The following is a 23,581-nucleotide window of genomic DNA, read 5'->3' as shown; positions in this document are numbered from 1 at the left end:
CCCGTCCGCACTCGTGGGCTCGTTCTAGCCCCGATAACCCAAGAGGAGAGAACCGAGATGCGCAACGCGTTTTCGATCGGTACCGCTGTCGCCATGACGCTGGCCCTTGCCGGCACCGCCATGGCCGGACCCGACGCCACCTGCCGCGCCGACCTCGACGGCGACGGGGAGCTCACCGTCTTTGACTTCCTCGAATTCCAGAACCTGTTCAGCGCGGGCGACCTGGCCGCCGACTTTGATGGCGACGGGGCCCTGACGGTCTTCGACTTCCTGGAGTTCCAGAACGACTTCGTCCGGGGCTGCCCGGTCGAGCCCATCGGCCTGCACATGGCCGGCGTGCCGCTGGATGGGTATCCCCACTTCGAGGCCACGCGCGCCTTCAACGCGGGCGACACGGTGTACCTGGCCATCGATCCCGACCGCTTCCCGGGCATCGTCGGCGAATCGGGCGACATCTACATCGTCGCCAGCAAGACCGAAGCGCAGTGGACCAGCGACCCGTCGCTCACCGACGTGCGCGGCACGCCGCAGGCGCACACGTTCAGCGCTCTGTCGATCGATGGCGCCGAGGTCGCACTCACGGGCAGCGAGACGCTCGCGTCGGCCAGCGGCCTTGATATCTCGAGCGGCTACGACCTCGTTGTCGACCTCGACGGCGATGGCGAATTGGGCGAGGGTGACTTCATCGACGGGCTGGGCCTGCTGCCGGCAGACGCCAATGGCTTCAGCGTCTTTACCGACATGACGCAGATGGGCCCGCTGACGCCCACGATGATCGACACCAGCACCTCGCGCGGCTCGATCCGCCTGAATTATCCGTCAGAATTGGCCAGCGAGGGCCCGCTGCCGGTGGTCGTGATCGTGCATGGCGGAGGCCACGACTATCGCTGGTACGACTACCTCCAGGATCACCTCTCGAGCTGGGGCTGGGTGAGCATCAGCATCCGCAACGACTTCGGCGGCACGGGCAACAGCCCGCTGCTGCAAACACAAGCACTGATCGCCGAGCAGGGCAGCATCGCCGGCGGCGTGCTCGACGGCCTCATCGACACCTCACGCATCGTGTGGATCGGCCACAGCCTGGGCGGGCGTGAGGTTGTGATCGGTGCCGAGCGGCTGTACCGCGGGCTGTTCACGCCCAGCAACTACACGATCGACGACATCACGCTGGTGAGTTCGATCGGTGCCAACAGCGTGGGCGACTTCGGCTCGCTCGTAGCCGATCCCGGACCGCTGACCTTCCACATGATCTGGGGCTCGGCCGATGGCGATCGCAGCGGCGCGCCCGGCTCGCAGACAACGGCCTTCCGCCACTACGACCGTGCCTTTGGCTACAAGCATTCGACCTACATCCAGGGTGCCGACCACAACGTGTTCAACTGCTGCGGCTTCCGCAACTTCACGGGCCCCCCCGGCACCGAGATCGGTCGCCCCGAGGCGCAGCGCATCGCCAAGACGATCTGGCTCTCGCTCATCAAGCACTACGGCGAGGGCAACGGCGACGCCATCGATTATCTCACCCGTGCGTGGGACGGCTTCAAGCCCTCCGGCGTGTCGCAGGCCACAACCCTCGCCCACATGTACCGCCCCGACCCGGTCGCGCAGGACAGCCGCGTGATCGAGGACTTCCAGACCAACCCCAGCGTGAGCCAGAGCAGCTCGGGCGGCTCGGTGACGCTCAACACGTCCAACACCGTCGAGGTGCGCCAGCGCGACGCCGACAGCAGCTTCAGCTGGACCCCCACCGACCCGGCCAATGGCATGACCTACGCCTGGCACCCGAGCGACACGTCTCGCGGTCTGGTGTTCGACTACGACAGCTCGGCGTTCATCGAATTCGAGGTGCTCCCCAGCCTGGGCAACCTGCTGGGCTACGACCACCTGAGCTTCCGCGTGTGCCAGGGCACGCGCCACCCCAACACGATCGCCGAGCTCGCGCCGGTGACCTTCAACGTGTCGCTCGTCGACGGCGCCGGCACGACCAGCACCATCCACATCGGTGAGTATTCGGCCGGCGCGACCGAGCCCTACCAGCGCACCGGCGTCGGCTCTGGCGCGGGCTGGCAGAACGAGTACAACACCATCCGCGTCCGCCTGAGCGACTTCCTGGCCCAGAACACCGGTGTCGACCTGACCGACGTGGCCGCCATCCGGTTCGATTTCGCCCAGGGCAATGGCTCGACCATCGGCCGCCTGGGCCTGGACGAGATCGAGTTCACCGTCGACCCGTAAGCCAGACACGAATCGAGAGATGCACAATCGGAGGATACCGAAATGCCCATGAAAACGACCGGATTCGCATTGGCCGCCGCCGGCTTGCTCGCCCTGGCGGGCACGGCGATGGCCCAGGCCACCTGCCGCGCCGACCTCGACGGGGACGGCGAGCTGACCGTTTTTGACTTCCTTGAGTTCCAGAACCTGTTCAGTGCGGGCGACCTGGCCGCCGATTTCGACGGCGACGGCGCTCTGACCGTGTTCGATTTCCTTGAGTTCCAGAACGACTTCGTCCGCGGGTGCCCGGACGACCCAATCTCGCTCCAGATGGCCGGCGTGCCGCTGGGCGAGTACCCGTTCTTCGAGGCCACCCGCGCGTTCAATTCGGGCGACACCGCGTACCTGGCGATCGACCCGGACCGCTTCCCATCGATCCGGGGTGCGACCGGCGACATCTACATCGTCGCCAGCAAGACGAATACCGAGTGGACCGGCGACCCCTCGCTGACCGACGTGCGCGGCATGCCCCAGGCCCACACGTTCAGCGCCCTCTCGATCGAAGGCGCCGAGGTGGCGCTCACCGACAGCGAGACGCTCGCGTCGGCCGACGGGCTGAACGTGTCGACCGGGTACGACCTGGTGGTCGACCTCGACCAGGACGGCCAACTCGGCGATGGCGACTTCATCGACGGGCTCGCGTTGCGACCCGCCGACGCTAACGGCTTCAGCGTGTTCACCAACATCTCGGAGATGGGCCCGCTCACGCCGGTCATGGTCGACAGCAGTAGCTCGCAGGGCGTGCTCCGGCTGAACTACCCGGCCGAGTTGGCGACCGAAGGGCCGCTGCCGATCGTGGTCATCGTCCACGGCGGCGGCCACGATTATCGCTGGTACGACTACCTGCAAGACCAGCTCAGCAGCTGGGGCTGGGTGAGCATCAGCGTGCAGAATGATTTCAGCGGCACGGGCAACCGCCCGCTGCGCCACACCGACGCGCTCATCGGCGAGCAGGCCACCATCGCGGGCGGCGTGCTGAACGGGCTCATCGACAGCTCACGCATCGTGTGGATCGGCCACAGCCTGGGCGGCCGCGAGTGCAACATCGGCTCGGAGCGTTTGTCCGAAGGCTCGTTCACCCCAGCCAATTACAGCGCCGATGACATGGTGCTGGTCAGCTCCATCGCAGCCAACAGCAGCGGCGGCAGCGGCTTCGAGGCCGACCCAGGCGACATCAACTTCCACATGATCTGGGGCTCGGCCGACGGTGATATCAGCGGCAGCCCGAGCAGCTTCGGCGGGCAGACCATCCCCTTCCGCAACTACGACCGCGCCGACGGCAACAAGCACTCGACCTACGTGCATGGCGCCGATCACAACGTTTTCAATTGCTGTGGCTTCCGCAATTTCCGGGGCCCGGTCTCCACGGAGATCGGTCGCACCGAGGCCCAGCAGATCGCCAAGGCAACCTGGACCGCGCTCATCAAGCACTACGGCGAGGGCAACGGCGACGCCATCGATTACGTCACCCGCGCGTGGGACAGCTTCAAGCCCCTGGGCGTGATCGACACCACCACGCTCGTGCACATGTACCGCCCCAGCACCATCGACGCGGACAGCCGCGTGATTGACGACTTCCAGAGCAACCCCAGCGTGAGCCAGAGCAGTTCGGGCGGCAGCGTCACCCTCGGTGTCAGCAACGCCGCAGAGGTGCGCCAGAACGACGCCAACGGCACCCTGACGTGGACGGGCACCGAGCCCTCCAATGGCATGAACTACGCGTTCCTTTCCAGCGACCGGTCGTCCGGTCTGGTGTTCGACTTCAACAGCCCGGCGTCCATCGAGTTCGAGGTGTTGCCGCCGCTCGGGGATGTCTCGGGGTACGACCACCTCAGCTTCCGCACGTGCCAGGGCACACGCCACCCCAACACCATCGCCGAACTCGGAGCGCTGACGTTCAACGTCACGCTCGTCGACGGCGATGGCGACCGCAGCACCATTCACACCGGCGCGTACGAGGCCGGCGCGTCCGAGCCCTACCAGCGCACCGGCGCCGGGTCGGGCACCGGCTGGCAAAACGAGTACGGCACCATCCGCATCCGCCTGAGCGACTTCCTCGCCCAGAACAGCGGGCTGGACCTGGCCGACGTCACCGCCATCCGCTTCGAGTTCGCCCAGGGCGACGGTTCGTCCATCGGCCGCCTGGGTCTCGACGAGGTCGAGTTCACGGTCGATCGCTGATCGTCACTCGATGCAGGTCCATAGCGAGCGGCGGCCGGGGGCAACCTCGCGCCGCCGCTACTCTTTTGGGTGCCCGATTGGATTGCCGAGAATCAGCAGGTCTTCTGGATCCTGGGCGTCGCCTCGGTCGTCGTCTTCGTGGCCAGCCTGCTCTTGATGCCGGCGTTGATCGTCCGCATCCCGATGGACTACTTCGCCCACGAGACCCGGCCGCCGAGCCGATGGGCCAAGCGGAACCCCGCGGTGCGGCTGGCCATCCTCATCGCCAAGAACGTGCTCGGTGTCGCCCTCGTCCTTGGCGGCATCGCCATGCTGGTCCTGCCCGGCCAGGGGCTGCTGACCATCTTCGCCGGCGTCGTGCTGCTCGACTTCCCTCGCAAGTACGCCTTCGAGCGGTGGCTCATCCGCAGGCGATGGGTCCACCGCCCGGTGAACTGGCTTCGCCGCCGGCGTCATCGCGAGCCGCTCCTGATTGAGCCGTCCCGAATCCCGAATATTTAGCCCAATAACGAATTATTTTTGCCCCTCCAGCACAAATGGCCTTGACAACACTTTGATAATTGGCTAAATATCAAACATGAACGCCGTGTTCAAGGCACTCTCCGATCCCACCCGCCGCCGCGTGCTCCAGCTGTTGCGTGCCGGCCCGATGACCGCCGGCGACCTCGCTCAACACTTCGAGGTCTCCAAGCCCACGATGTCGGCCCACTTCACGGTGCTGCGCGAGGCCGACCTGATCGAGGCCGACAAGACCGGCCGCACCATCACGTACCGCCTGAAGATGTCCGTGCTCGAGGACGCCCTCATGGGCTTCGCCGGCGCGGTCGGGCTCGGGATCGAACGCGAGGAGCCCAAGTCCCAAGAAGGGGTAAATCCGCAATGAATGAGCACCACGACCAACATCGGAATCCGTTCGGCCATCCGCCCGAAGACGCCACACCCAAGGCCCACCGAGCCAATGGAGCCATTGTCGCCGCTCTTGCGGCGGCCATTACCAACATCGTGCTGGGCTTCGTCCTTATGAGCGAGACGACCAGGGGCGCGTGGTTCCTGCTGATCGTGATGGGCTTCGTGCCCGTCGCCGGCGGCGCAATCCTGCTCTTGCGTCGTCTGGCACCGCGAGCGTGCTCCTGCCGCTCGGGCGACCTGGCGTACTCGCTCGCGCTGGCTGGCTGGTACTTGGCCAGCACCCTCGGCCTGAAGCTCATTGAGAAATGGGAATTCATCGGCGATCCATTGGCCGACGACCTGGGCGCCGCGATGCTTGGTGTGTTCTTCATCATCAGCGGGAACCGGCTACCCAAGATCCTGACGCCACTCTCGGCCTCGAAGTGCGATCCGGTGCGTACGCAGCGCGTGCAACGCTTCGTGGGCTGGGCCTTCGTGCTGGCCGGGCTCGCGCTCATTGGCATCGCGATGCTCGCCCCCGACGAGATCCAGAAGGCCCTCACGCTGGCCACGATGGTGTCGGCCATGATCGCCGTGGTCGTACGTAAGCTGACGCTACCCGAACGCATCGCAACCCAACCCAAGAACAACACGGCCGCCATGGCGACCACCCACCCCGGCAACTGAAGCGGAGACCACCAATGCCCAGGTTCTTCACCATCCTGCTCGTGCTCCTTGCCCTTGCGATCCCCGCACACGCACAAGAGACCGAGGGCGACTGGCACGGCATACTCGAAACACCAATGGGTTCGCTCACCCTGATCATCCGCATTACCGCCGACAACACCGGCACACTGGCCGGCACGCTCGAGAGCCCGGACCAGGCCCCCGGTGCGCTGATGCCGCTGACCAGCATTCGTGCACAGGACCAGAACCTGGAGTTCACGCTCCAGGCGGCCAACATCCGCTACGAGGCGACGTGGGAAGATGGCGTCTGGGTCGGCACGTTCCACCAGGGCGGGCAACTGCCACTCACGCTCGAGCCGGGCCTGCCCGCGCCCCGCGCGAAGCGCGCGCAGGAGCCCGAGGGCCCGCTCCCCTACGACTCGTTCGGCGCAACGATCGAGAACCCGCGCGCCGAGGGTGTGACCCTCGCCGGCACGCTCACCACGCCGCGCGGCGAAGGCCCCTTCCCGGGCGTCGTGCTCATCACCGGCTCGGGCGCGCAAGATCGCGACCAGTCGCTCATGGGCCACAAGCCCTTCCTCGTGCTGGCCGACCAGCTCACCCGCCGCGGCATCGCCGTGTTGCGGTATGACGATCGTGGGTTTGCCCACTCGACCGGCCAGTTTGCTGGTGCGACGTCGACCGATTTCGCACTCGACGCCCGCGCCGCGATGGAGTACCTCCGCCGGCACCCCAAGGTGCGCACCGATGCGGTAGGACTGGTTGGTCACAGCGAGGGCGGCATCGTCGCGCCGCTGGTCGTCGAGGCCGGAGGTGACCCGAACTTTCTCGTGCTGCTGGCCGGCCCGGGCACCGACATGATCCAGCTCCTGGTCAGCCAATCCCGCCTTATGGGCCTTGCCGAGGGTGAGGATGCGGAGGTCCTGGAAGAGCGAGAGCCGATCCTGCGCGAGTTGTTCGAGGCCACCGCGAGCGCCGGCGACGAGGAAGAAGCCGCCGAACGCCTCGAAGAACTGTTGACCGATGAGATCGTTTCCGCACTGGGGGCCACGCCCGAGCAGCGACCGATGCTGATCGGGGCACTCTCGGCAACATGGATGCGCGCCCTGCTGTCGCACGATCCGGCGGGCCCGCTCTCGAAGGTTCGCGTTCCGGTGCTGGCTCTCAATGGAGGGCTGGATCTGCAGGTGCCGCCCAAAGAGAACCTCGAAGCCATCGCCAGCGCCTTGCGTGACAACCCTGACGCAACGACAACTGAGTTGCCCGGGCTGAACCACCTCTTCCAGCCCGCGACAACCGGCGCGCTGAGCGAGTATGCCCAGATCGAAACGACCTTCGATCCCGCCACCATCGAGCTGATCGCGACGTGGATTAACACCCGGTTTGGCGAGGAGTAGCACCCCATGGAAGCCATCAATCTCGTTGACAAACTTGGCCAGTTCTCCGACACCTGGTCGCCACGAATCATCGCGGCGCTGAATGGCCAGTTGGTCAAGCTCGCCAAGCTCGAGGGCGAGTTCGTGTGGCACGCCCACGCCGACGAGGACGAGCTGTTCTACATCGTCGAGGGTGAACTCATCATGAAGCTGCGCGATCGTGAGGTGCCCCTGAAAGCGGGGGATGTGTTCGTGGTGCCGCGTGGTGTCGAACATTGTCCGTACGCACCGAAGGGCGCATCGGTCTTGCTCTTCGAGCCGGAAAAGACCAGGCACACCGGGCAGGTCGAGCACGAGCGCACCGTCCACGATCAGGCCTGGATCTAACGAACACCCGCCGATCAAAGAATCTCAATCGCATTCCCTTATCACCAAGACCCGAACGAGCGCAAAGCCCCGCACTCCAATTGCTTGCGAAGCGATCACAAACTTACGTTCGCATTCTGGCAGCCTGTCGACAAAAACAATTTGTTCGACACCTGAAGCGCGACGGGCCCAACTCCCCAATGACTCTCGGTGGAGAGGGCCGATCGCATGGAAGCGGTCGGCGGAGATCTGGTGGCTCGTCTTGTCGGGAGGTGCCCATGCGCGCCGTGCTCGCGATCGCTGTGGTGGCCTTCCTGACGCACGCGACCCTCGCCCAAGACGGCGATCGGTCGCTGCGTACCGCGAACGGACTCCTCCAGCGTGGCCTGCACGCCGAGGCCGCTGCCGAGTACTCCACCGCGCTGCGTTCCCTCGACAACGCCGCCTCACGCGACGAAGCCCGCTATGGCCTGGCGATGGCCGAGTACAACCTGGGCCGGGACGCCGACGCCCTCCGGACGCTCTCCGGCTTGGAAACCGGCTCGCGCTTCGCATTCCGAGCCGACGCGGACGTCCTTCGCACGCACCTGTACTTCCGCCAAAAGGACTACCCACGCGCCGCCGACGCTGCCCGAGCTGCGGTCGCCCATCGAGACCACGCCGCATGGGCTGGCACCGCTTCGCTGCTGATCGAGAGTTCGCACCGCGCGGGCCGCCACGAGCAGGCGATCGAGAGCTACTCCAGCCTGGCCGATCGCATGAGCCGCGACCGCGACGCCTACCGCCGCGCGTCTTTCTTCGCCGGCCTATCCCAGACCATCCGAGCCAAACGCGAGAGAGATCACGCGCAGGCCGCCGAATGGTTCGAGCGCGCCCTACCTCCCCGAGGGCGCGACGAGCTGGGCGACCTGGCCATGCTCCATCAGGCACAGGCACTCCGTCGCGCTGGCCGCACCGCCGACGCGATCAGCACCTACCAGCGCGCCGTGGCGCGGGGTGGCGAACGCACCAAACCGGACGCGATGCTGCAACTGGCCGCCATCTTGCGAGCCGAGGGACGCTCCGGCGAGGCCGCCAATGTGCTGCGGATGCTCGCCGACGACAGCCCGCGGCACCAGCCGGCACGCGTGCAGTTCGAGCTCGGCCTTGCCCTGCTCGACATCGACGAACTCGCCGACGCGGCCCGCGCACTGGATCGTGCCGAACGGGCGGGCGACACGGAACTGGCCGACGACATCGCGTACTGGCGGGCGAAGACCGATCTGCGGCGCGACCGCGCCAGCAACGCCGCCGAGCGTCTGAAGACCGCCCTCGAGCGGCACTCGCGTAGCCCATTGGCCGCCGAGATGCGGTACGACCTGGCCGTCGCGCTGCAGCGCGACGGGGAAGGCACCGCCGCATCGCGTGCGTTCGCGCAATTCTTTTCGGCCCATCCCGACCACGCGATGGCGCCCGACGCGTTGTACGCCATGGCCTCGCTCGCGCTCGACGCCGGTGACACCGAGCAGGCCTCGGAGCTCGCGAGCCAGTTTACGTCAACCTTCTCACGGCACCCGTTGGCGACGAACGCCCGATTCATCCAGGGCGAGGCCGCGTATCGCAAGGGCGAGTATCGCGCCGCGTCGCGGGCGTTTGCTCCCCTGATTGAGGCACCCGATGGCTCGCTCGCGCAGCAGGCCCGGTATCGCCTGGGCATGAGCCTGCACGCCCAGGGTCAGAGCGACGAGGCGACCAAGCACCTTCGCGTCATCACCGAAGGGCGGCGCACGCGGGCCGAATTCCTGCCCGCATTGTTCACACTGGCCGACATCGCGTTCGAAGCGGGCGAGTGGCAGGAGGCCGAGCGGGGCTTCGGACAATACGTTCAGGCGGCGGGGGAAGACGGCGAGGGCAGCGACGCCGCCACGATGAAGGTCGCGCTGGCGCAGCTCCGCCAGAACAATACCAATGAGGCCATCGAGACGCTCGACACCCTGCTCTCGACATGGCCGCGCAGCGGGCACGTGCCGCACGCGTTGTTCGAGCTGGCCCAGGCTCATGTCTCGCAAGGCAACGACGCTCGCGCGCAACGCGGCTTCGAGCGACTGCTTGAACAACACGGCGACACGCGCTTCGCGCCCCACGCGCTGCGGCACATGGCCGCCATCGCCAGCCGAGCGGGGGAGGCCCAGCGCGCCGCAGACCTCTACGCCCAAGCCGCCGAGCGTGGCGGGAGCGCGCTCGCCATCGATATCGCCCTCGAACGCGCCCGAGCGCTCATCAACGCGGGTCGACCACAGGACGCCGCGAATCTACTGCGGGGCATGGATGGCCCCGCCCGGGCGTGGCGCGTGATCGCGCTCAGCCGGGCGGGCGAGCACGGGGAAGCCGTCACGCTCGCCAACAGGCTGGGCACGTCCGGGCTCGATGCCGAGAGCGCGAGTCTGTACCAATACGCTTTGGCCACCAGCCTTCGGAACACCGGCGAATCCGAACGTGCCTCGCGCGTTCTCGCCACACTGTCCTCCTCGGACAGCCCGACTTCGGCCAACGCCGCGGTCGACCTGGCCGACCTGCTGATCGCGAGCAAGGACTATGCCCAGGCCGCCGACCTGCTCGAACCGTTCGCATCCCACGATTCGCTCGGCACGACGGCGATGTACAAGGCCGCGTGGGCACGCTATCAGTTGAACGACCACCGCAGGGTCGTCGCATTGCTCGACGACAAGAACCTCGGCGAACTCACCGGCCCCGGCGCGATGCTGCTGGGTGAATCCCTGCTCGAGCTCAAGCGGGGCCGCGAGGCCGCCGAGCAGTTCGAGGTCGCCCTTCAACACGCTGGCGATGGCGTCGAACCCGAGGCCGCACTCTTGCGGCTTGGCGAGGCCCATGCCGCCGCACAGGATTGGCGCAAGAGCCAAGCCGCTTACGAGCGTCACCGCCGCGAGCATGCGAGGTCGCCGCGCTGGTACATGGCCGAGTTCGGTGTTGGCTGGGCGCTGGAGAATTCTGGCAAACCCCGCGAGGCGATGCCGCACTACAAGGCCGTCACCGACAAGCACAAGGGCGACACCGCGGCCCGCGCGCAGTTCCAACTGGGCGAGTGCCTGTTCGCCCTCAAAGAACACGAAGAAGCCGTCCGTGAGTTGCTACGGGTCGACATCCTGCACGCGTCACCCACCTGGAGCGCCGCGGCGTTATACGAGGCTGGTCGCTGCTTCGAGGCGATGGGCAAGGTGGGCGAGGCGCGGGCCCAGTACCGCGCCGTCCGGGAACGATTTGCCGAGAGCGACTGGGCCACGGCGGCGGGCGAGCGGCTCGCCGCCATCGCGGGGCCGGGCGGGACCAGAACCAGCGGGCGAGGAGGCTGAGCCATGACGATTTCTTACTTGCTCGCGCAGAGCGGAACACCCTCGGTATTCGAGCTGGCCACCAAGGGCGGCATCATGATGATCCCCATCGTGCTGTGCTCGCTGGTGGTCGTTGCTGTCGTACTCGAACGCCTGGCGGTGCTGCGCAAGCCGCGCGTTGTGCCTCCGGGCTTCGAGAAGAAGCTGCACGCCGCGATGCAATCCGGTGGGCCGGCCGAAGCAACGGAAGCCTGCAAGAAGAACCAGAGCCCCGCCGCCCGCATCATCGCAGCAGGTCTCGACAAGCTGGGCCACGCGCACGAGATCGTCGAGAAGCATCTGACCGCCCAGGGCGAGCACGAGCTGTTCCTGCTCCGCAAACGCCTGCGCATGCTCACGGTCATCGCCGCCATCGCGCCGCTGCTGGGCCTGACGGGCACCATCTTCGGCATGATCCGCGCCTTCCAGACGGTCGCGATGTCGGGCGAGAGCCTGGGCAAGGCCGAACTGCTGGCCGGCGGTATCTACGAGGCCATGATCACGACAGCCGCTGGCCTGCTGGTGGCGATCCCGACGATCATCTTCTACCACTGGCTTGTATCACGCGTCGACATCATCGCCCGCGAGCTCGACCGCGTGGCCGTCGACTTCGTCGAGCGGTACGTGCTCGAACCGGGCCAACACCCGAGGAATCTGCCCTCGCATAGCAACGGCGCAACGACTCGGGCACCGGCCGTCGCCGCGGGCGCGGAGGCATAATCCGTGCTCATCGGCAAGAAACAAGACGAGGCGGGCCCGAGCATCGAGATGACGCCGATCATCGACATGGTGTTCCTGCTGCTCATCTTCTTCCTGGTGGCGACGACCTACCAGCAGAGCGAGCGGGAACTGGCGATCGCGCTGCCCGAGGCCGAGGCCGCCGGCCCGATCTCAACGATGCTGCGCGAGATCATCATTAATATCGACAGCGAGGGCACCATCATCATCGGTGGGCAGACGCACACGCTCGAAGAGCTGCGCTCGCTCGTCGCCGACGCCGTCCGCGTGAACCCCGATCAGAAGGTTTCGGTGCGAGGCGATAAGGACATCGCCTACGGCACCATCGCTCGTGTGCTGGACGTCTGCAAGGCCGCGGGCGTGCAGCAGCCATTCCTCGACACCGTGCCGCTCGGATAACGCCATGCCCACGCGATCACGTTTCATCCTGACGATGCTCGCCCTGGGCGCACTCGCGTGCGGCGTGGTTGCGGCCTGGTGGTGGTTCGACGCCGATCGGCAAGCGTTCTACACCGATGACTCGGCCATACGAACCTCGGTCGTCGATGCGCCCGTGCGAGACATCCTGTGGCGTCCACCAGAACCACTTCGCTCGGTCGCGGGCGATCCGATTGTCGGTCGCGACCCGGTCATCTCAGCCGACGGCGACACGCTGCTGCTCACGCGCATCAGCGACACGGGCGACGCCGATCTGTTCATCGCCGGCCGCGTGGGTAATGCCTGGACCGAGCCGCGCTCCCTCGCCCAGCTCAACACGATCGACAACGAACTGTCACCGTCGCTCTCGGCTGATGGACAACGCCTCTACTTCGCGAGCGATCGCCCCGGTGGTGCGGGTGGTCTCGATATCTGGATATCCCTTCGCGAAGGCGACCTCTGGCTGGCACCATCGCCCCTGGGCTTCAACACGCGCGATGACGAAACAGACCCGCACCCATTCATCCGTTCCAGCGGTGCCGAGGCGGTGCTGTTCTCGTCCGATCGTCCGCGTGATGGCGAGGTCGGCGAGCCGCCACTGACTGATTTTGATCTGTACCTTGCCGACATCGATTCTACAAGCCCTCGCCATCTGCACGAGTTCTCCAGTCCCGCGCGCGACGCTGGCCCGGCGATCACAACAGCAGGCGATTTTGTATACTTCACATCCGATCGTGAGACCGGCACCGGCGGATACGACCTCTACCGCGCACGCATCCGCACTGACTCAACCTCAGAGGTCATTTTCGATACTGCCCGCTCGCTTGGTACCTCTATCAACACGACGAGCGACGAACTCGACCCATCCCTGAGCCTCGAAGGCTTCGCGATCCAGTTCGCCACGATGGTCGACGACCAGCCACGCCTGATGCGTGCGGTGTCAAAGGAAGTCTACCTCGCCCGCAGCACCACACGCGGCAGCCTGCTCGGGCTCATCCCGTGGATCCTGTTGGCGCTGGCGATCGTGCTGCTGCTCGCGTTGCTCCGCCGCACGGTCCGAGACGCGCAGTGGCAGGCACGCATCGCCACGCTGGGCTTGATGGCCAAGTACGCCCTGGTCAGCCTGGTCATCCACGCCGGCATCATGGCCTTGCTCGCGGCGCTCCAGGTGCCCCCCACCGCCGGCCAGCCCAATGGAAAGCCCGAGGGGTTGCAGGTCGCGCTCTCCTCATCAGCCCTGCGATCGTCGGTCAGCGACCAGATGCGTGGCTCGTCAGCGCCGGCCGCACTCGCGCAGGCGTCAACCCCAGCGCCCGTCGCGCCGGCTGTCTCGACCGCAACCTCGTCGAGTTCCATCACCTTCCAGCCCCAGAGCACGCCCGCACCAACCGGCTCGCCCTTGCAGCCAAGCACGACCGTGCGGGAGAGTTCCGTCGCGACACCAGCAATCCAGATCGCCGACGCCGGCACGCCCGACCTGCCCGCCATCCAGGCACAAACACCCGCGCTGGGCATGCCCGAGGCCCCCGCCGCCGAACCACTGGCGCAAGCCGAGACCGGCATCGACGCGCCAGCACTGGCCAGCAGCTCGCGGACCTCGCAAGCCACTGACATCGAGATCGCTTCGGGTTCGACGCCGAACACCGTAACACTCGACGCCGCCGAGGCTTCCATCACCGACGGCTCGCTCTTCTCGCCGAGCGCGACAGTCGGCGAGGCGAGCCCTTCGGGCACCGAACCGACCCAGCTCGACGCGCTCACCGGCGAGTCGATTGAGTTGCCCGAACTCGACGCCCTCGGCCCGACGCTCGCCATGCCATCTACCGGCGAAGCCGAAGCGGCCCCCGCCGAGCAAGGCTCGAGAACGCTCGAACTGGCCGAGGCGGACACGCGAGCCGTCCCGGCACCGGTCGCCGGCGATGTCGCCGTGCCCCTCACAGACTTCGACGCAACATCCACCACGCTGGACATCCCCGAAGCGAGCCTCGCGGTCGATGCCGAAGACTTCACGCCGGCGAGCAGCCCGCCCGAACCGACGCTCGCCCTCGACCTCGCACCGCCGACACTCGCCGCGCCGCAACTGAATCTACCCGAGACCATCGCCCACCGCTTCGAGCTGCTCGGCATTGTCATCGATGAGGAGACCGAACAACCCCTCGCCAACGCGCAGGTCCGTCTCGACCTTGAGGGCACCGCCGACCTCACCGAAACCACCAACGACGACGGCACGTTCGCCCTGGGCTTCGACGAGATTCCCGACAATGCCGCGCTGACGGCGGTCCACGAGGGCTACACGCCAGGCGCCGTCAACATCGCCCAGCGCGACCTGCGCGCCGGCCGTCGCGTGGTCGTCCGCCTCCGCAAGATCGACCCGTTCGTGATCGTCATGGAAGCCGAGCCGGAGGTCCACCACCTGGGCAACGACGAGTTCAGCGGCAGCATCAACAGCCAGTTCCAACGCCGTAGCGAGGGGCTCGTGCTCAAGCTGCCCTTCGAGATGACCCGCGACCACGCCCAGCTCCGCCTGCGGGGTGCCGAGCTGCGCGTACTGGTCAAGGGCACCCAGGCCCCGAACCCGGTGCGCATCAACGGCCGCCAGATCGCGACACTCGCACAGTCGCCAAGGGACGGCAGCTTCCGCGAGCAGGTGCTCACCATCCCGTCGGGCCTCCTGCGCCTCGGCCGCAACGTGCTCGAGTTCGAATCGGTCGCACGCCCTGGCTCCGACAAGGACGACTACGAGTTCGTCAACCCCCGTGTGGTGCTGCTGGTGGATGAAGAGGCCGAGGCCGACCCCATCTAGGCATACCTCCACCCGCCCAGGCGAAGCCAGAGTGGCCTCAAGGCGGTGTAACCGGTGTGGTTTCTTTGGTTTCCTTCATCACCACCGCGTGCAGCCTTGCCTACGAGATCGTCGTCGCCGACGACGCCTCGGACGATCGGACCTCGCCCGATACCCTCGAACGCCGAGTAGACTTCCGCCATGATCTCATCATGTTCGACACGATCGCGACCGCATCCGCTCTCGTGCGGCACGCACGCCAGCTTTCAACGGTGCACCACGAACTCGAACACAAAAAATAGCCCCGCAAGCACGAGGCTTGCGGGGCTTTACTCCCAAATCAGGGTGACAGGACACCAGTTGAACTTTTTGTAACCCTGATGGGCCTCTGGAATCCAAACGCGGCGTTCGCATTGAATGGAGTGAGCCAAGCGACAGGCGGGCATTTCGTGCACCCGCCGGAAGCCGTCGGCCCTCAGAGTTGAGCGAGCGTGTGCCGACTGGTATTCTTCTCATAGGCTTGAAGACGCCTCCGGACCCGCGGGAAGGGTTTAACCCACTTCCAAATCACACCCAGATTCTGCACGCTTCTTCGTGCCACCTGAATGCGGGTCCAGGTGAATTGCATGGAGAAACGTCATGAGCAAGCCGCTCCCCCACCGTCCGAATCTCGACCACCTCCGTCGCCAGGCCAAGACCCTCCTCGCAGGGATCCGGGCCGGAGACCCAGACGCGGTTCAACTCCTTACCAAGCACCTGCCTTCCGCAAAGGGCATGACCGGGAAAGCCGCTGCCGCCGCGGGCATCCGCCTCGCCGATGCTCAGTTTGCGATCGCACGCAGCACAGGCTTCGGCAGCTGGCCAAAGCTGTCCCAGCACGTCGAGTTGCTGCGCAGCCTGGAGGGGACCTGGACCTTCGAGTCCCTCGAAGTCGGTGGCAACCAAGTCCCCGCCGCACACACCCAGCATTCACGCATCCTGATCGACGGCGATCGGTTCCGAACAGAGTCCCCCGAGGCGATCTACGAGGGCGTCTTCAACATCGACGCCGAAGCCTCGCCGCAGCACATCGATATCGAGTTCACCGAGGGCCCGGAAGCGGGGAATTGGAACCACGGCATCTTCAAACTCGACGGCGACAAACTCGAGATCTGCCTCGATATGACCGGCGAGCCGCGCCCTCGAGAGTTCGACACCGAGGCGGGCCGCGGCCATGCGTACGAGGTGCTCATCCGGCAACCGGGCACATCGCCGAAAACCCTCAAAGACACAGGTGCCCAGACCGTTTCTGATCTCCACAGCCCCGAGGAAACGCCCGCTGCCCCCTCCGGCTGCGGATGCGCCGCGTCGATCAACCGGCTGGTCCCATACGTGCATGTTGCGGATGTCGAAGCGTCGTTGGCGTTTTACACAATGCTCGGCTTCACGCCCGTCAAAGCGATGGCAGACGACGATGGAAAGATGTTCTGGGTGCTCGCACGCAGCGCAGCCGCCGAGATCATGCTCGCTCAGTCGTCCGGCCCAATCGACGCCGAGCAACAGGCGGTGCTGTTCTACATGTACAGCCCCGACCTGAGCGCCCTGCGAGCGAACCTGATCGAACGAGGGTTACGAGATGCGGGCGCCTATAGCGGAGCACGCAGCCCGGACGACACGACACGCATGGTCCACGAGATCGCCCATCCCCACCACATGAAAAGTGGTGAGATGCGCATCATCGATCCCGATGGCTACGTGATTCTCGTCGGGCAGCTGGATTGAGCATCTCTACGTGACAGAACGACAAGACCCCTCAGGGCACAGCCCAGCGGGGTCTTTATCGAAATCGGGGTGAGAGGATTCGAACCTCCGACCTTTTGACCCCCAGTCAAACGCGCTAACCAAGCTGCGCCACACCCCGAAACATCCGCATCCGAACCCATCGCTTCCACTTCGGGCCGGCTGGGGGCCGGCCCACGCTGGGCCCCCATGGTATGCCCGCAGCCCACGCCGCGACTGGCCACCCGTCCCCCCGGAAACCAACGAAATAGGCCCTCCCGATACTCGGGAGGGCCCTTGGATTCGCTCGCCGTGGCGATTCAGGGTCGTCGGGGACTGCTTCTCAGCCCCAAACGGCTCGAGGCGTGGCTTACGGGCAGCCGGCCGCGAACTCGTTCTGGAACGCCAGGAAGTCGAAGATGTTCAACGCGCCGTCACCGTCGAAGTCGGCGGCCAGGTCACCAGCATCGAAGGCGTTCTGGAACGCCAGGAAATCAAAGATGGTCAGGTCGCCGTCGCCATCGAAGTCGGCCCGGCAGGACGACCCGCCATCAACGATGATGCTGAACGCGTCGACGCCTGCCTCGGTCACCGAGTTGTTCGGGTTGTCGGTGGCGAGGAACCGAACGCGGAAACCATCGGTCACATCGACCACATCCGAAACCCGAATAGCCGCAACCACCCAGCCAGCGGGCGTGTCGGCGACATTCTCGGCCAGCGACCAAGTCAAGCCGCCGTTGTCAGAGAATTCGATACGCAGGCGATCCTCGTCGCCATCATCGTTGCGGAACCAGCGAGCGTACGACACGATTGCATCGTCGTAGGCCGACAGGTCGAACTCTGGACTAATCAGGGTGGTCGGCCCGCCATCGACGTCAGAGTTGTCAGCCGCGCGATCGGTCAGGAATGCGCTGCCCGAGCCATCAAAGTCGGTGGGCGGATCCTCGACGCGGTCATCGCCCGCACCCAGCGGAACGCCACGATCCCAGGCGCCGTCTTCAACGGCAGTGTTCTCCACCGTCCAGCCCGGTGCCGCCTCAAAGTCAAGGCTGACGAGCAACTCGCCCACCAGCACCGGGAAGCCGCCCTCGCTCGGCACGCGGATGGTGTCACCCGTATCAGCGTCGGCGGTGATGAAGTACGCCACATCGGTCAGGCCTGGCTGGCCCGGGATCGTGCCGACATACTCGTCGCCGCCATCGGCCGTCAGCGACACGAGTTGCGTGTCGCCGTCGATGATCAGGCCGAGCATCTGCGAGCCGTCGACAAGTCCGGCGGTTGACTCGGTGATGCTCACGCGGACCTGGCCGCTCTGACCCGACTCAAGCGTATCGGGCGCGTCGACCACGCTGATGCTCAGCAGGTCGAGCTCGGGGCAGTCGATGCCGTGGCGATCGAAGGCCTCGCAAATCTCAGTGTAGTTCGGCGTGCCGTTGCCGATGATGCCGTCGTCGTCATCGACCGTCAGCACCTCGATGGCCGTGCGCGGCGTCGCCGAGTCGCTGCCATCGCCGCCCAGGGTAATCATCGACCACGCCACAAAATTGTCTTGGACGCGTTCGAGCGCGGGGCCCGAACCGAGAGTGCTGGTCATATTCAGACGCATCCAGCGCCACGAACCGCCCAGCACCTGGCCGCAGGTGTGGATGGCCGAACCGCAGGGGAACTGCTGGCGGGCGGCCTCGGGGTTGCGCACCGCGCCGCCACCGATGAACCGCTCTCCGACGATGCCGGTGTCGTACAGGTTGATGGCTACCGAATCGCCATAGCCCTCACCAAACGCGCCCTGCGAAAGGCCAAGGCGGTTCACGATGAAGTGGCCATACTCGTGGGCAACAACCGTCGAGTACGCCGTGTTCACGCAGCCTCCACCGGCCGTGAAGAAGTTGATCGATAGGTCGCCACCGCTGAAGAATGCGTTGCAGTTGTCACTGATGTTGACGTTGGCGGGCGTCTGGCGATCGAGCCCGGTAAAGCCCGGAGCACGCGACTTCATGAAATCGTACGACAGGTTCGTGTGCAGGAAGGCGTTGACCTGGGCCGTCGTGAACTGGCTCGGGCTCGGATTGAAGAGCAAGTCGGCCGGGCCGGGAGGCGTCGTGACCACGCTGGCCGAGAGTTCGGGACCGGAGACGTCGTTTACACGCACCCATGGACCGACCAACTCGCCGTCGACCGTCACGCTCGACGTGCCCGAGTGGGGGATGGTGAACTCACCGTTTAGGTCGCTCAGCGCATCGGCCCCTCCGCGTAACACGACTTCGAGCAAAGGTAATCGTTGATCGGTCGGCGGGTTGCTGGCCTCGTCGGGAAGCAGGCCCGGCGTTGCACGGCCGGACACGGTGCCATCCACATCGACGTGCGCGATCACCGACTGAACGAGCAACTGCTCGCCCGTTTCGGCATCAACGAACACCTCGAACGCCTGATCGACAACCGGGAAACTCACGTGCTCGGCCGTCACGCGATATGCCGGGCGTGTCTGGCCAGCTTCTTCGCCCTGGCCGCCGCCGTAGTACGCAACCAACTCGGGCTGGCTGAAGTTCACGAAGTTCGTGAAACGCATGTCGTTACGAACGATCGCCGTTGCCTGAGCCGGGGTCAGGAACACGAGGTCTTGCAGATCACCCTCGGCGTTCTGCGCGAGGTTGCCAGCAGCGTATACCACGGCGTGATCGACGCCGCGATCGAGCACCAAAACACGACCGATGCCCAGGTGGACGGGCAGGCCGTCGATCGTCTGGTTGAATAAGAACGCCGTGAACTTGCCGTCACGAACGCTGGTCTGGTGAGCCACATCGAGCGTGAGCTCGCCCACGCCGAACTCGTCGCCGTGCAGGGCGAGGAAGTCCATCGCGGCCTGCTCGGCCGTCACGCCGGTGGTCATGGGCACGCCATAGAACGCCTCGACGCGGCCAGACTCTTGCTCAAGCGTGCGAACGCCCGGATAGGTGTCGGCGAGGCTGTCGCCGATGATGATCACATCGTCCGCCATTGCTGGCGCAACCGCCAGGCCCATCATTCCGATCGTCAGGCCCGCGGCCGCACGCAACAGCACGGCATTGTTCTTGCTTCCTCGCATATGGGATTCTCCCCTGTTCTCGCGTGATAGTGAAACACCACAGGACGCCGGCCGGATCAGCAGCCAGAAAACGCCTCATGCAGTAGACCCGACCGCCAAACGCCGAGGCAGCGGGCGTAGACGGGACACTCCGATATACCCAACGGCCCGGGAGCGCGTTACGGGCAAAATCTGCCCCCGATACGCCCTTCATGCAAGCTCGGGTCCGCCTTTGGCCATTCGTAAGGCACGATCGCACCCGTTTGGTCGAACAAGCCACCCAGAACGTGCAACTTACCCCGATAATCAGGCCGATTGCCCCAGAGGGAAACCCTGAACTAAAAACCAAAACAAAAGAAAGGAGCCGCCCTCCTCAGGCGGCTCCTCGCGTCATCGGGCTAGGCCGGGAACGGGCCCATCACCCGACAGGATCGAGTCTCGGCTTACGGGCAGCCAGCAGCGAACTCGTTCTGGAACGCCAGGAAGTCGAAGATGTTCAGCGAACCATCACCGTCGAAGTCGGCACGGAGATCGCCGCTCGAGAACAGGTTCTGGAACTCAAGGAAATCGAAGATGGTCAGATCACCATCGCCGTCGAGGTCCGCTCGGCAGCTGTCACCGCAGCGGAAGCCCGTCACGCTGGCGGCATCGACCGCAGCCTCGGTACGAGAATCGTTGGGGCTGTCGGTGACACTAAACCGCAGTTGCACCTGGTTGGTGAGCGAAACGTGGTCCGCCACCGTGATAACCACCTCGCCCCACTCCTCGCCGGCGATGTCGTGATCGATGATCTCGAGCGTCTCCCAGCCAGAACCGTCGGTGATCTCCACCGTCAGGCGATCGGCATCAGCCCGGCCCGCACGCTGGTCATCGTTGTAGAACCAGCGGGCGTACCGCAACTCCGTGCCGTCGGGAGCACCCGCGAGTTGGAACATCGGCGAAGTCAGAATCGTCGGACCGCCGTCCACGTCTTCCTCGACATCGGCGCCGGTCACGAACGCCTGGCCCGAGCCATCGAAGTCGGCGTCGGGAGCGCCGCGGACGCCATCGGGCGTCGCGACTGCCCAATCTCCGGTCGCCGGCGTGCCCGACGCCATCCACCCCGCGGGAGTCTCGAAGTCGAAGGTTCCGAAGTCCAGATCCTCACCAACCCGGTCGATGTCGTACGGGCCATCAGCACCAAGGGCGGGCAGCGTCACGGTCGTGCCGCCATCGCCGGTGACCTCGGTGTAGAAAGCCGGGGTCGTACCGCAAGCGGCCGCGGGAAGCTGGAACTCCCAGGTGTCACCATTCAGGGTCATGTCGGCCTGGGTGAAGCCAGAGCCGGTCATGTCGTAGTAGATCTGGGGCGTGCCATCGAGCATCTCGTCGCCCTCGATCACTTCGATCTGGACGTCGACCTGCGTACCGGGCAGCACGATATCGGGCACGTCCGACACCAGCGACATGCCGATGGCCGGGGTGACGCCCGCGACAACCAGCGAGTACACCGCGTCGAGCTCGGGAGTGGCCGGGTTGCCATCCTGGTTGATCTCATCGCCGCTCACCTCAACGGTCCACACGCCACCCTCGGGCGACGTGACGAACACGTTCTCCACGTTGTCAATGTCGTTGGGCGAGCCACCGGGCGTCGACTCGTTGCCATTCGTCAGGCCGTTGTTGCCGTAGTAGACATCACCGCTCGGCGAGGTGACCTTCAGGGTGAGGTCGTTGATGCGGTGCTTGGTGGCCGAGGTCGTGCCGCTGGGATCGCGGTAGACCATCGTCACGCGCAGGTCGGGCTCGTCGCTGGCAACCTTCAGCGGGTAGCTGTTGGCACCCAGGGGCGACACCGGCTCGTTGGCATCAACGATGAAGAAGCGCTCTCGCTCATCGTACAGCTTGCCAACGTCGGCAAGGCCCCAGCCCTGACGCATCCGGTTCAGGTCGCCCGACGGGCCCGTGAAATCGTACATGAGGCCCGTGTTGATCATGAAAGCCTTGGCCGTGCTCGACACGGGACGGTTCTCGAACACCGTACCACCGGGCACCGCCACCGGGCCGAACACGCCCTCGTTCCACATCTGGAAGAACAGGCCGAAGTGGCCCGCGGTGATGGGCGTCGCGCCCGAAGTACCGCCGAACTGCGTGTACGACGTCGGTGCGCCGGTCGTTGCCGCGATCGTCGAGTCGTAGAAGTGGCTCAGGTCGGGCTTGATGCGACCATCAGCCGCCGGACCCGTGCTGCCCGCGCTGCCGCCGTGGCGGTCGTCGCTGCGGTCGAGCGTGCCAAAGTGGTTGATGCCACCGACGGCCACAATGTTCTTCGCCCAGGCCTGGGGACGCGAAGGCGTGCTGCCTGAGTTCGACTGGCTCTGGGTGATGATGATGTCGTGATCGAACAGGATGTCGTCCATCTCGGCCGACACAGTCTCGTACGCGGTCGTGCGCGGGCCACCCCAACTGTTGGTCTGGAACACCGCGCGGTACGGGCCGGTCGGATCAACCAGACGCGCCGTGTGCGCGTACCGATCGCCCAACGCCGGGTAGCCAGCGGCGATCGTCTGCTCGGCGTCGGGCAGGAAGCCACGAGCCTGGGGGTTCACACCGGGCGCGAACACGATGCTGAACACCGACGTGCCGTGCGACGCGCTGATCACCGAGCCGTGCAGCAGCGGGGCCGGACTCATGCTCGAAAATTCCTGGTGGCCCGTAAACAGGCCGCTGTCCATGACCTCGGCCCGAACGCCCTCTCCGCTGAAGCCAGCGACGCTCTCGATGTAATCGGCGCCACCGATCATGCGAGCGATATCGACGTCGAGCTCGGGTTCGCCGCGGAAGTCCATAAACAGCACGTCGCTGCGCTGAGCCACCGCGAGGACCTGATCGTCGGTGAGCCACGCTTCGAGGCGGCCAACAGGATGGGACTCGAGATCGATCGGGGCACCCATCTCACGAACCTGCTGGGCAAGGCCGTCGAGCGAGCCATCACCGCGGCGCAGGGTCTGGATCGAATACCGCTGGTACACCGGAGCATCGCCGGCGCTGCCGAGCGTCAGCCGTTGCAGCTCAGGATCGTCCAGCTTGTAAGCGGGGTGGTACGCGCCAACCCACCGCACGAACGGCAGGGCCCGCACGTCGTCAACCATGTCCGCGTCGATCGTCACGATCTGTGCCTGGTCGGGCAGGAAGCGTTCCACCGTGCCGCCCAGGCGGGCGATCGCGTCGCCGTACGCCTCGAGCGGCTGGCTGATGTACTGCACGATGAACGCCCGGTTGCCACCAATCGCCTGGAGGTTCTGGGGCACAGCAGGGATGACCCCGGCCGGATCAAACTCGGCGTAGCGCAGCATCACCGTGCCACGCTGCTCGACCACACGCTGCTCGGCAAAGCCGTCGAGGCTGATCGCCACCATCGGCTGGCCGGCATCAATCCACGTCCGGACGTAGCCGTCGCCCACACGCACCGTCTGGGTCTGGGTCGGCTTGGCCAACGATTGCGAGGCGAGCGCAAGCCCGCTGCTGGCCAGCAACACCGCCGCCGAAGCGGCCACGACCGTCCATCGAGTAGTACCACGCTGCATGTGTCGTCCTCTTCCTTAAATAGGCTCTTGGATCTCGCCCGAAACTGTTCCCGCCGGGCAAGCAAGGCGACGCCGGGCACTCCAGCGCCATCCACGTACCAATACGACGCACCGGGCTGGTGCGT

At 65.7% G+C, this 23,581-nt stretch carries 15 protein-coding genes and 1 tRNA gene; 13 read left to right on the top strand and 3 right to left on the bottom strand.

Going from position 1 to position 23,581, the window contains the following annotated elements; genetic code table 11:
* Positions 1-57 precede the first annotated feature (57 nt).
* From NCW75_14715 to NCW75_14655, 13 genes are all read left to right on the top strand, one after another.
* Entirely contained in the window at positions 58-2,232 is a 2,175-nt protein-coding gene (locus NCW75_14715) for a hypothetical protein (GenBank protein UYV12534.1), read from the top strand.
* A 42-nt stretch (positions 2,233-2,274) separates the two neighbouring features.
* Positions 2,275-4,452, top strand: a complete 2,178-nt coding sequence (locus NCW75_14710) for a hypothetical protein (protein UYV12533.1) — start codon at positions 2,275-2,277, stop codon at positions 4,450-4,452.
* Between the two features lie 69 nt (positions 4,453-4,521).
* Complete coding sequence (locus NCW75_14705; GenBank protein ID UYV12532.1) at positions 4,522-4,953, top strand: PGPGW domain-containing protein; 432 nt, start codon at positions 4,522-4,524, stop codon at positions 4,951-4,953.
* Positions 4,954-5,029: 76 nt separating this feature from the next.
* A complete protein-coding gene (locus tag NCW75_14700; GenBank protein ID UYV12531.1) occupies positions 5,030-5,335 on the top strand; it encodes an autorepressor SdpR family transcription factor in 306 nt (101 codons plus the stop codon).
* The gene (locus NCW75_14695; protein ID UYV12530.1) at positions 5,332-6,027 is read left to right on the top strand and encodes a hypothetical protein; all 696 of its coding nucleotides are present in this window, start codon (positions 5,332-5,334) and stop codon (positions 6,025-6,027) included. The genes NCW75_14700 and NCW75_14695 overlap by 4 nt, the downstream gene beginning before the upstream one ends.
* Before the next feature lie 14 nt (positions 6,028-6,041).
* A complete protein-coding gene (locus NCW75_14690) occupies positions 6,042-7,424 on the top strand; it encodes a lysophospholipase (protein ID UYV12529.1) in 1,383 nt (460 codons plus the stop codon).
* Between the two features lie 6 nt (positions 7,425-7,430).
* A complete protein-coding gene (locus tag NCW75_14685) occupies positions 7,431-7,790 on the top strand; it encodes a cupin domain-containing protein (protein UYV12528.1) in 360 nt (119 codons plus the stop codon).
* 257 nt (positions 7,791-8,047) lie between these two features.
* Entirely contained in the window at positions 8,048-11,119 is a 3,072-nt protein-coding gene (locus NCW75_14680) for a tetratricopeptide repeat protein (GenBank protein UYV12527.1), read from the top strand.
* A 3-nt stretch (positions 11,120-11,122) separates the two neighbouring features.
* Complete coding sequence (locus NCW75_14675) at positions 11,123-11,857, top strand: MotA/TolQ/ExbB proton channel family protein (protein UYV12526.1); 735 nt, start codon at positions 11,123-11,125, stop codon at positions 11,855-11,857.
* Positions 11,858-11,860: 3 nt separating this feature from the next.
* A complete protein-coding gene (locus NCW75_14670) occupies positions 11,861-12,274 on the top strand; it encodes a biopolymer transporter ExbD (GenBank protein ID UYV12525.1) in 414 nt (137 codons plus the stop codon).
* A 4-nt stretch (positions 12,275-12,278) separates the two neighbouring features.
* The gene (locus NCW75_14665) at positions 12,279-15,095 is read left to right on the top strand and encodes a hypothetical protein (protein ID UYV12524.1); all 2,817 of its coding nucleotides are present in this window, start codon (positions 12,279-12,281) and stop codon (positions 15,093-15,095) included.
* A gap of 65 nt (positions 15,096-15,160) precedes the next feature.
* Positions 15,161-15,376, top strand: coding sequence for a hypothetical protein (locus tag NCW75_14660; GenBank protein ID UYV12523.1), 216 nt, complete (start codon positions 15,161-15,163; stop codon positions 15,374-15,376).
* A 337-nt stretch (positions 15,377-15,713) separates the two neighbouring features.
* Positions 15,714-16,835, top strand: coding sequence for a TIGR03067 domain-containing protein (locus tag NCW75_14655; GenBank protein UYV12522.1), 1,122 nt, complete (start codon positions 15,714-15,716; stop codon positions 16,833-16,835).
* 64 nt (positions 16,836-16,899) lie between these two features.
* On the opposite strand, the gene NCW75_14650 is transcribed toward NCW75_14655, so the two are convergent.
* The 3 genes from NCW75_14650 to NCW75_14640 form a co-directional block, all read right to left on the bottom strand.
* Positions 16,900-16,974 (bottom strand) — tRNA-Pro (locus tag NCW75_14650).
* A 228-nt stretch (positions 16,975-17,202) separates the two neighbouring features.
* Entirely contained in the window at positions 17,203-19,914 is a 2,712-nt protein-coding gene (locus NCW75_14645; GenBank protein ID UYV12521.1) for a hypothetical protein, read from the bottom strand.
* A 422-nt stretch (positions 19,915-20,336) separates the two neighbouring features.
* Positions 20,337-23,456: a S8 family serine peptidase gene (locus tag NCW75_14640; protein ID UYV12520.1), complete on the bottom strand. Its 3,120-nt coding sequence runs from the start codon at positions 23,454-23,456 to the stop codon at positions 20,337-20,339.
* Positions 23,457-23,581: the final 125 nt, after the last annotated feature.

This window comes from Phycisphaera sp. (genome assembly GCA_025916675.1).
GTDB lineage: Bacteria > Planctomycetota > Phycisphaerae > Phycisphaerales > UBA1924 > JAHCJI01.
This window is presented reverse-complemented; position numbering and strand designations above follow the sequence as displayed.

Coding starts and splice junctions, on each gene's coding strand:
- NCW75_14690 (UYV12529.1), top strand. CDS start 6,042: ATGCCCAGGTTCTTCACCATCCTGCTCGTGCTCCTTGCCCTTGCGATC.
- NCW75_14680 (UYV12527.1), top strand. CDS start 8,048: ATGCGCGCCGTGCTCGCGATCGCTGTGGTGGCCTTCCTGACGCACGCG.
- NCW75_14675 (UYV12526.1), top strand. CDS start 11,123: ATGACGATTTCTTACTTGCTCGCGCAGAGCGGAACACCCTCGGTATTC.
- NCW75_14640 (UYV12520.1), bottom strand. CDS start 23,456: ATGCAGCGTGGTACTACTCGATGGACGGTCGTGGCCGCTTCGGCGGCG.
- NCW75_14715 (UYV12534.1), top strand. CDS start 58: ATGCGCAACGCGTTTTCGATCGGTACCGCTGTCGCCATGACGCTGGCC.
- NCW75_14685 (UYV12528.1), top strand. CDS start 7,431: ATGGAAGCCATCAATCTCGTTGACAAACTTGGCCAGTTCTCCGACACC.
- NCW75_14645 (UYV12521.1), bottom strand. CDS start 19,914: ATGCGAGGAAGCAAGAACAATGCCGTGCTGTTGCGTGCGGCCGCGGGC.
- NCW75_14665 (UYV12524.1), top strand. CDS start 12,279: ATGCCCACGCGATCACGTTTCATCCTGACGATGCTCGCCCTGGGCGCA.
- NCW75_14700 (UYV12531.1), top strand. CDS start 5,030: ATGAACGCCGTGTTCAAGGCACTCTCCGATCCCACCCGCCGCCGCGTG.
- NCW75_14710 (UYV12533.1), top strand. CDS start 2,275: ATGCCCATGAAAACGACCGGATTCGCATTGGCCGCCGCCGGCTTGCTC.
- NCW75_14655 (UYV12522.1), top strand. CDS start 15,714: ATGAGCAAGCCGCTCCCCCACCGTCCGAATCTCGACCACCTCCGTCGC.
- NCW75_14695 (UYV12530.1), top strand. CDS start 5,332: ATGAATGAGCACCACGACCAACATCGGAATCCGTTCGGCCATCCGCCC.